Source organism: 'Camptotheca acuminata' phytoplasma, assembly GCF_041276565.1.
GTDB lineage: Bacteria > Bacillota_I > Bacilli_A > Acholeplasmatales > Acholeplasmataceae > Phytoplasma.
In genome coordinates this window covers 1-8,073 of sequence record NZ_JBGGGR010000010.1, presented here as the reverse complement: position 1 = coordinate 8,073, position 8,073 = coordinate 1, and the positions used below count along the sequence as shown (strand labels likewise).

Genomic DNA, 8,073 nt, shown 5'->3' with positions numbered 1-8,073 from the left:
TCATAAGCTCCAGAAGATACTTCATCAAAAATTAATTCTTCAGCGACTCTTCCACCTAAAAAAGAAGTGATTTGAGCTAACATTCTTTTATCTGAATTAAAAAATGTTTCTTCTTGAGGTAACATTAAGTTATATTGAGGTGTTCCAAAACTTTAGACACTTTTTACTTTTTAAAAATTCTTTAAGATTAACTATTAAGTTAGTCTTTTTTTCTTTTCTAAGACTAAAAAAATAATTTCTTATCTTTTCTAAAAACGTTTTTAGAAAGGGATTAAATGTTAAGAGAAGAATTATTTAAAGATTTTTTAAAAAACAAAAAGAATTTAGAAATACGAAATCAATTAATCGATTTACATTTGCCATTAGTAAATAAATTAGTTAAGCAATTTAAATATTATCCGCGTGTCCTTCAAAAAGAGGATTTATACCAAGAAGGGGTTTTAGGATTAATCAAAGCCCTCAATCATTACCAAGATTTAGGTTATGACTTTATCGCTTATGCTACTCCAACCATCAAATCGGAAATAAGAGAAATAATAAGAAAAAGCCATTCTCCCTCAATCCCACAAAAAAATCATAAAAAGGATAATCTTTCTTTTCAAGAAGATTTTTGTGAACCATATCAAATAAATAAACTAAATCCTCATCAATTATGGTTAAAACAAGTTAAGCATGAAAATTTTTTAAAAAAAATGAAAGCTAAATTAAGCGAAACCGAATTCAAAATTATCCATTTAAGTTTTGGTGTTCCTTTAGGGAATATCAATGAAGATTATCAAAGTTGTTATACCAACGCCGAAATCGCTGAAAAACTCAATTTATCTTTAAAACAAATAGAAAATATTAAAAACATTGCTATCAAAAAATTAAAAAAACGTTAACCTTTCTCGTCCGTAATGACGTTAAACTAGTTATTTGAAACAATAAAAAAACCAGATTACTTTCAAAGTAATCTTTTTTTTATATCAAAACCAAACATAAAACTTTTGAAACAACAGTAATAAATGATTCCAACATCAACAAATTAGATAATCGTCCAATATATTTGTTTTCAAAAGTTTTAATAATGAAAAAATTAAAAAAATATATCAAAAAAAAGGAAAAATAAAATATGTTAAATAAAGTTCAATTAATCGGTCGTCTAAGCCATGATTTAGAAAAACAATACATCAACAGTAATAACGAACAAATCCCTAAAATTGATTTTCAATTAGCGGTTAATATCAAAGATATAACCCAATTCATCCCCTGTGTCGCTTTTCGAAAACAAGCCGAAAACATGAAGAAATATTTACATAAAGGTTCGAAAATTTATCTTGAAGGGATATTAAGCATTCAAAAATACACCAATAATGAAGGCCAAACCAAAACTAATACTAAAGTAATTATTAACCAGATTATTTTTTTAGATAATAAACCACAAGAAAATTTATCTTTTTAAAAAAAATAAATTCATAAACTAAGGAGAAAAAAACATGAATAAAAAAGAACTAATTAAAAAAATAGCTGAGGTAAATAAAACCTCAATTTCAAAAACATAAGAATTTTATAACTCATTTGAGAATACTCTAATTAAAGCAATCTCATCTAATGAAGAAGTGTCTTTATCCTCTAAAATTGGCAAATTCAAATTAAAACCAAGAAAAGCCTACATCGGTAGAAACCCTAAAACAAAGAAAAAACTAAAAATTCCTGCCAAAACCGTAGTCACTTTCAAACTTTCTAAAACCATTAAAGACCAAGCGAAAACTTTAATTTTAAAATAACCAAATTATTTTCTTTCAAAAACCTAAGAAAGGAGGTTATTCATGAAATTAAATAAAAAAATTTATCTGAGTTTGATCGGATTATTAAGTTTAGGTTTCTTGATTTTATTAATCTTTGGTATCACTCATTCTCACTCAACAACTAAAACTCCATCATTAACTAAACAACCTTCATCAACACAACCACAAGAGATCGACCACCAAATCAAATTAGAACAAGCCAAAATCAAAGAATTACAACAAAAAGATCAAACCTTAAAAACCCAAATTGATGAAAATGTTAAAACTTTAACCGACATTATTGCCAAAATTAAAACTCTGCAAAATGAATTAACTAATAACCCACAATTACCCCCAAACACGAAAACTCAAAAACAACAACAATTAACCGAACTAAAAAATCAACAACAAACTCAACAAACCTTAGTCGATAATTTATTAGAACAAAGAAGAGCGTTAAACCAAAATCAAAAAGAAAAACAAGAAGAACTAGAAAAATTAGCTAAAGAAAAGGATCAACTGCGAACCCAAGAAAACCTCCAGCAACAAATTTCCCAATTTCAACAAGCAATTAATTATGTCGCAGCTAATCAAAAAAACCTTGAAGAATTAAAAACAAAAAAAGAATATCGGAAAAACCAAACCGAATTAAAAAATTTAAATGATTTTAACCTTTTCTTAGAAGGCCAAAAGCTTTATTTTAACAAACAAAAGAACAATTTACAAACCCAATTAAATCATTTAAAAGAAAATAAACCTCTTCCTCATGCTAAATCCAAAATAACTTTTAAAGATGTATATGGCATGGAAACAGAAAAAGAAGAATTAGAAGATTTATTGACTTATTTTCGCACCCACCAATCTTTAATTAACTTTGATAAAGTTCGTCCTAAAGGTTATTTACTTTATGGTCCACCAGGAACAGGAAAAACCTTTTTAATCAAAGCTCTTTGTGGCGAGGCTAACGTTCACTTTATTAATTTAATTCCTGCCAAATTCCGACAAAAATACATCGGTGAAGGAGAAAAAGAAGTGGAGAAAGTGTGGCAAGAAGCAGAAAGTCATGAAAAAACCATTATCTTTATTGATGAAATTGAAGGATTAGAAAATCGTAATGATTCCAACATTTCTTCAGGAGGAGTCAATGTGATTAATACTTTATTAGATAAACTAGATGGTTTTAATAGTAGTAATAAAAAAATTGTATTAATGGGAGCGACTAACAATCTTCATAAAATTGATACGGCTTTACGCAGTCGTTTTAGTAAAGAAATCTATATCGGTCATTTAAAAGATTCCGAAATTGAAGGTTATTTAAAACATATTATCACCCCTTATCAAATCAGTTATCACACCTTCTTATCTTTAAAAGAGATTACTCAATTATGTCAAGGAAAAAACTTATCCAATCGTGATTTAACAACCATCATCGAAGAAGCTTATAAAAAAACGGCTAAATGGTCTCAACAAAACCCTCAAACTCACGCAGTCATGTTACCTTCTGATATCGAAGAAGTCTTAAATTTAAAATTAAAAATAAAACCTGATCATCAACAAGTTAAAAAAAGAAGAGAAGCTTGTGAAAACCAATACGAACAATGGAGTCAAGGTATCAATCAACATTTAGACAAACCCAAAGATGAAACTAAAATTGAATGTCACTATACCTTTGATGATTTAAATGGAATTGGTTATTACGAACGTCAATATTATCAAATCCAAACAGAATTAAATAATATTAATCAGCAATTAACTAAAATTCACAAAGAAAATAAAATCTCCCAATTAGAACAAGAGTTAATAACTTTAAACCAAACCCCTGACAAATACGAACAAACTATCAAAGATAAAAACCAAGAAATTATGGATATTAAAACTAAACTTAAAAGATATCCAGCTCGAGAAGAAAAATTAAGAAAAGAATTAAAACTAGTCGAAAATCGTCGCGAATCCCAACCTGAACCATCTAACTTAGTTTGTTACAACAAAGACCGTCATCCTTTCGACCGTTGGAATAAATATGGTGATACCTATAATCACACCACTCTAAACGGTTTTAATTCTTCTTTTTTTTATACCAAAGTTGACAGTCAATTATATTTTAATATCAATTTTGAAAAACAACAACACGAAGGCCCAGGCGGTAACCATTTAATACTTAAATACCAAGGCCCTAAATACTTCTTAGACGACGACAAAGACTACTACCTTGGCACCGCTTTCGTCCACAATACCAATTTCGAATTAACCGATTTCCACCTTCACTTTAATCCAAAAAGAAAAACTTTATCTCTTTACCAAGATAAACACAATAACGATAAAGCCAAAGAAGCCGAATATATTAAAAGAACCAGCTCTGACTGGTGATAAAAACTTAACAACTTACCATATGTTAAAATTAAAGGAATCAAAATTAAAGGAGATTTAATTAATGTTTAAAATCAAAAATAATTTCACCAACATTAAAAGACTCTAAATGAGAGTCTTTTTTAAAACAAAAAATTAACCTTCTTGAAAAAGAAATAGATAAATTTCAACAAGAAACAAAAAGTAATTTTGAAAAATTTGATAAAGATTTAAATAATTTAGAGGAACTTATAATAATTCAAATTAAATCCAATCAAGAAAGCGAGTAAAATCATATGTCTAAAAAAATAATCGAAACTAAAAATAATAAATCAAAAAAAAATAAAAAATCACATCAAACCAAAAACAATAAATCTAACGAAATAATTATCAAAAGAAAAAATCCAACTCCTAAAATAATAATCGAAACTCAAACTAAAAAAGAAAACTGGTTTCTTAAAATCATTAAAATTTTCTTTCATATCCTGATCTGGTGTATCCCATTATTATTAATTGGAGGTGGTATCTATTGGACTCTTTTCAAATTCTTTCCTGAAGTTTTCAAACAAATAAACGCTTTCACGGAAACCGCCACAATTAAAACTAAAGTGTTATATGATAAAGCCACACAACCAATTCGTACTTTTATCGAATATATCTATTGTAAATTAACAGGTAATAACCAAAACTCTACTCATAATCCTTCGCCACAAAATAAATTAGGCTATTATCTAGAAACTACTTTAAGTGTTATCGGTATTTGTTTAGGAATTGGCAAAGTCGGTAATTGGTTAAAAAGTGGCACCCAAAAAACTATTATAAAAGGAACTAAAACTATCATTCAAAAAAAAGCTACTTCAAAAATAGCGAATGTCGCTGGTAAAATGCTTAAAATTGGTGGTAAAGTTTTATTTTGGGTTTCTTTAGCTTCAACTGCTTTCGAACTTTACCAATTTTATCAAGAAGAAACTAAAACCCCTAATCCACCACAACAATTAACCCATCAAATTAAAAACCCTTCAATTACCAATATACAAACGCCATCCGTTCAACAAACATTCAATCCAACTATTATTGAAAATGAAGAATCAACTTTAACTAATAATAATGATGAAGTTAAAGAAGAACCAACTCAAGAAGAAAGTCAAACTGGTAACCATAACAATCCCTGATAAAGGTTCAGTTGAAAAATCTCCAACTGAACCTATTCAACTTCAACAAGAACAACTCCAACAAACACCATCACTTGGTGAGGAATTAAAAGAAACTAACCAAACAACAGAAACACAACAACTAACTCCTGAAGAAATCATCAAAGCCAAAAACTTATTAGAAATTCAACTTCAACAAGAAAAAATTAATAGTTTAACTTTAGAAACACAAAAAGCTAATTTAGAACATGATTTAACTCAAAAACAAGAAGAATTAGAAAACAATCAAAAATTATCCCAACAAGAAAAACAAGAACTTCAAAAAGAAATTAATCAACAAACTGACAAAATCCGTTCTAAAGAAAACGAAATCTTTAACCAAGACCAAAAGATTAATCAACTAGAAACTGATCTTTATCAAGAAAAAACCATTAACACTGAAAAAGAAAAACAAATTAATGAATTAATCAATCAAATCAACGAACAAAACCAAATGACCGAAAAACTCCAATCCCAACTCCAAGAACAAAAATCCTTAATCGAAACCAAACAACAAGAATTAGACAATAATAAAACTTTATCTGAACAAGAAAAACAAACACTCCAAAAGGAAATCAATCAATTAACTACTAATTTTCAACAAAAAGAAAAAGAATATCAAGCAACTATCTACCAAAAAGACCAAGAAATCACCCACTTAAATCAAATCATCAACGAACAAGCCAATGAAATTAACCGTTTAAGCGAAGAATTAGAACAACAAATCGACAAATGTGTTAAACAAGGATTACACATTCAATCATTAGAAGGAACCATTAAAGCTTTAGAAAACGCGTCTAGTAAATATATCGAAGAAAACGCCGAACTCCGTCATGAAATCAATAAACTCAAAGAACAACTAAAAGACGAACAAAAAGCCCATGAAGCAACTAAAGAAAAATTAAAAAAAAAATGTGATAAATTAACCCAAAAAACAACAGAATACGAACAAACTAAAGACACCCTAGACGACCAAATAACCTGGAAAGGTTCAATGCGACCTTTAGGTAACAAAATCGTTCAAGCAATAAATAAATCCAACAAAATTGTAACTTATTGGTTTAAAAAATGGTTTTAATTAAAATGAAAAAGTTAAATGTGTTAAAATGTTGGTATATTAAAAAATTATTTGAAAGGAAAAAGAACCGTGTTCAAAATTAAAAAAATCATTAAATGGTTTTTTATCATTTTCATGTTATTATTATGTTTATTGATTGGTTGGATTGTTTTAACCGAAATGGAAATCATTAAATTACCAAAAGAAGAAATTCCTATTTTCAAAGAAACCGCATTCGAAAACATTGAAGAATGGTATGACACTAATAAAAAATGTACAATGATTAGAGCTAAATACACTTTTGATGGTCTTAATGGAATTGGTTATTATCAGCAACAACTCACTAACAAAGAAAAACTCGGTTTTTTTGAATTGGGTGTAATCCAAGAACGCCTCGCAACCCAAAAAGAACCATCTAACTTAGTTTGTTACATCAAAGACCGTCATCCTTTCGACCGTTGGAATAAAGATGGTGATACCTATAATCACACCACTCTAAACGGCTTTAAAAGCTCTTCTTTCAATAAAAAAGATGACAGTCAATTATATTTATATGTTAGATTCGAAAAACAACAACACGAAGGCCCAGGCGGTAACCATTTAATACTTAAATACCAAGGCCCTAAATACTTCTTAGACGACGACAAAGACTACTACCTTGGCACCGCTTTCGTCCACGATGCCAATTTCAAATTAACCCATTTCCACCTTCACTTTAACCCAAAAAGAAAAACTTTATCTCTTTACCAAGATAAACACAATAACGATAAAGCCAAAGAAGCCGAAAGTAAAAAAAGAACCAGCTCTGACTGGTGATAAAATTATATCAACTTTAAATATATTAAAATTTAAAGGAATAAAAAATTAAAGGATATTCAATTAATAATGTTTAAAATAAAAAATAATTTATTATTCTTAAATATATTTAAGTTATTTTTCTTTGGATTTTTTTTAATTACTAATAATAACCAAGTGATAGCGGCCCCTCATGAAGAGCGTATTGGTAATATGAGAATCGTTAATGTAACTTTTTCAGATATTAACAGTATTAAAAATTTTCAACCATTTTCACAATATTTTGATTTTACACTATCTGGTCCACGTTATAATGGGAACATAGAAAAATTTGCGATGATATGGAAAATTAAAAATCCACCTCATAATTTATTAGGTGTTTTTTTTGATAATAATACAAGAGATGATGAAGATGATAAATATACTTTAGAAGAATTAAAACAAATGGGCAATGGAGCTGAAAATATGTATATTTTTTGGCAATATGAACAAAAATAATTTTTCTGAATTAATAAAAGGAGATTTAATTAATGTTTAAATTACAAAATCAATTTAAAATAATAAGTATTTGTTTATTATTTTTTTTAGGATTGTTTTTAATTACTAATAATATTCATCAAGTAATGGCGATGAATAATTTAAATGATGAAAATTCAATAAATAATGAAATTAATAAACTTTATTTAGAACAAAAAGAATTAGCTACTAAAATTTCATATTTTGACATTTATCATTTAGATGATGATATAAAATTAAAAAAACAATTAAATAATTTAGATCAAACAATTAAAAATCTTTATCAAAGACTTTCTGATATAAAATTTTTAAAGTGTATAAATGAAAAAATTTGGGATTATTCATATGAACAAAATCAAATAGCAAACACAATTTTAAGTCGTTCTTATCAAGATCCTACAAT

Annotated in this window: 8 protein-coding genes and 2 pseudogenes; 9 read left to right on the top strand and 1 reads right to left on the bottom strand. The window is 27.7% G+C overall.

Features of this window, described 5'->3' with window-relative positions; all coding sequences use genetic code 11:
• A pseudogene (locus AB6A63_RS01035) lies at window positions 1-134 on the bottom strand (ATP-dependent zinc metalloprotease FtsH); the annotation flags it as partial.
• Between the two features lie 141 nt (window positions 135-275).
• On the opposite strand from AB6A63_RS01035, the gene AB6A63_RS01030 reads away from it, so the two are divergent.
• From AB6A63_RS01030 to AB6A63_RS00990, 9 genes and pseudogenes are all read left to right on the top strand, one after another.
• Window positions 276-881, top strand: coding sequence for a sigma-70 family RNA polymerase sigma factor (locus AB6A63_RS01030; protein ID WP_370430841.1), 606 nt, complete (start codon window positions 276-278; stop codon window positions 879-881).
• Window positions 882-1,111: 230 nt separating this feature from the next.
• Window positions 1,112-1,441, top strand: a complete 330-nt coding sequence (locus AB6A63_RS01025; RefSeq protein WP_370430840.1) for a single-stranded DNA-binding protein — start codon at window positions 1,112-1,114, stop codon at window positions 1,439-1,441.
• Window positions 1,442-1,475: 34 nt separating this feature from the next.
• Window positions 1,476-1,766: pseudogene (locus tag AB6A63_RS01020) on the top strand (HU family DNA-binding protein).
• A 42-nt stretch (window positions 1,767-1,808) separates the two neighbouring features.
• Window positions 1,809-4,133: an AAA family ATPase gene (locus tag AB6A63_RS01015; protein ID WP_370430839.1), complete on the top strand. Its 2,325-nt coding sequence runs from the start codon at window positions 1,809-1,811 to the stop codon at window positions 4,131-4,133.
• A gap of 275 nt (window positions 4,134-4,408) precedes the next feature.
• Entirely contained in the window at window positions 4,409-5,284 is an 876-nt protein-coding gene (locus AB6A63_RS01010) for a hypothetical protein (RefSeq protein ID WP_370430838.1), read from the top strand.
• Window positions 5,220-6,380 (top strand): hypothetical protein, encoded by a 1,161-nt coding sequence (locus tag AB6A63_RS01005; protein ID WP_370430837.1) that lies wholly within the window; start codon window positions 5,220-5,222, stop codon window positions 6,378-6,380. The genes AB6A63_RS01010 and AB6A63_RS01005 overlap by 65 nt, the downstream gene beginning before the upstream one ends.
• 69 nt (window positions 6,381-6,449) lie before the next feature.
• A complete protein-coding gene (locus AB6A63_RS01000; protein WP_370430836.1) occupies window positions 6,450-7,175 on the top strand; it encodes an effector in 726 nt (241 codons plus the stop codon).
• Between the two features lie 69 nt (window positions 7,176-7,244).
• Window positions 7,245-7,652 carry an SVM family protein gene (locus tag AB6A63_RS00995; RefSeq protein ID WP_370430835.1) on the top strand — a complete coding sequence of 136 codons (408 nt, stop codon included), beginning with the start codon at window positions 7,245-7,247 and terminating at the stop codon, window positions 7,650-7,652.
• Between the two features lie 32 nt (window positions 7,653-7,684).
• The coding region (locus tag AB6A63_RS00990; RefSeq protein ID WP_370430834.1) for an SVM family protein at window positions 7,685-8,073 on the top strand (389 nt) is incomplete at its 3' end.

Bases quoted from the DNA above. Each gene is read 5' to 3' on its own strand.
- AB6A63_RS01010 (WP_370430838.1), top strand. From the start codon at position 4,409: ATGTCTAAAAAAATAATCGAAACTAAAAATAATAAATCAAAAAAAAAT.
- AB6A63_RS01015 (WP_370430839.1), top strand. From the start codon at position 1,809: ATGAAATTAAATAAAAAAATTTATCTGAGTTTGATCGGATTATTAAGT.
- AB6A63_RS01030 (WP_370430841.1), top strand. From the start codon at position 276: ATGTTAAGAGAAGAATTATTTAAAGATTTTTTAAAAAACAAAAAGAAT.
- AB6A63_RS01025 (WP_370430840.1), top strand. From the start codon at position 1,112: ATGTTAAATAAAGTTCAATTAATCGGTCGTCTAAGCCATGATTTAGAA.
- AB6A63_RS01005 (WP_370430837.1), top strand. From the start codon at position 5,220: ATGATGAAGTTAAAGAAGAACCAACTCAAGAAGAAAGTCAAACTGGTA.
- AB6A63_RS00995 (WP_370430835.1), top strand. From the start codon at position 7,245: ATGTTTAAAATAAAAAATAATTTATTATTCTTAAATATATTTAAGTTA.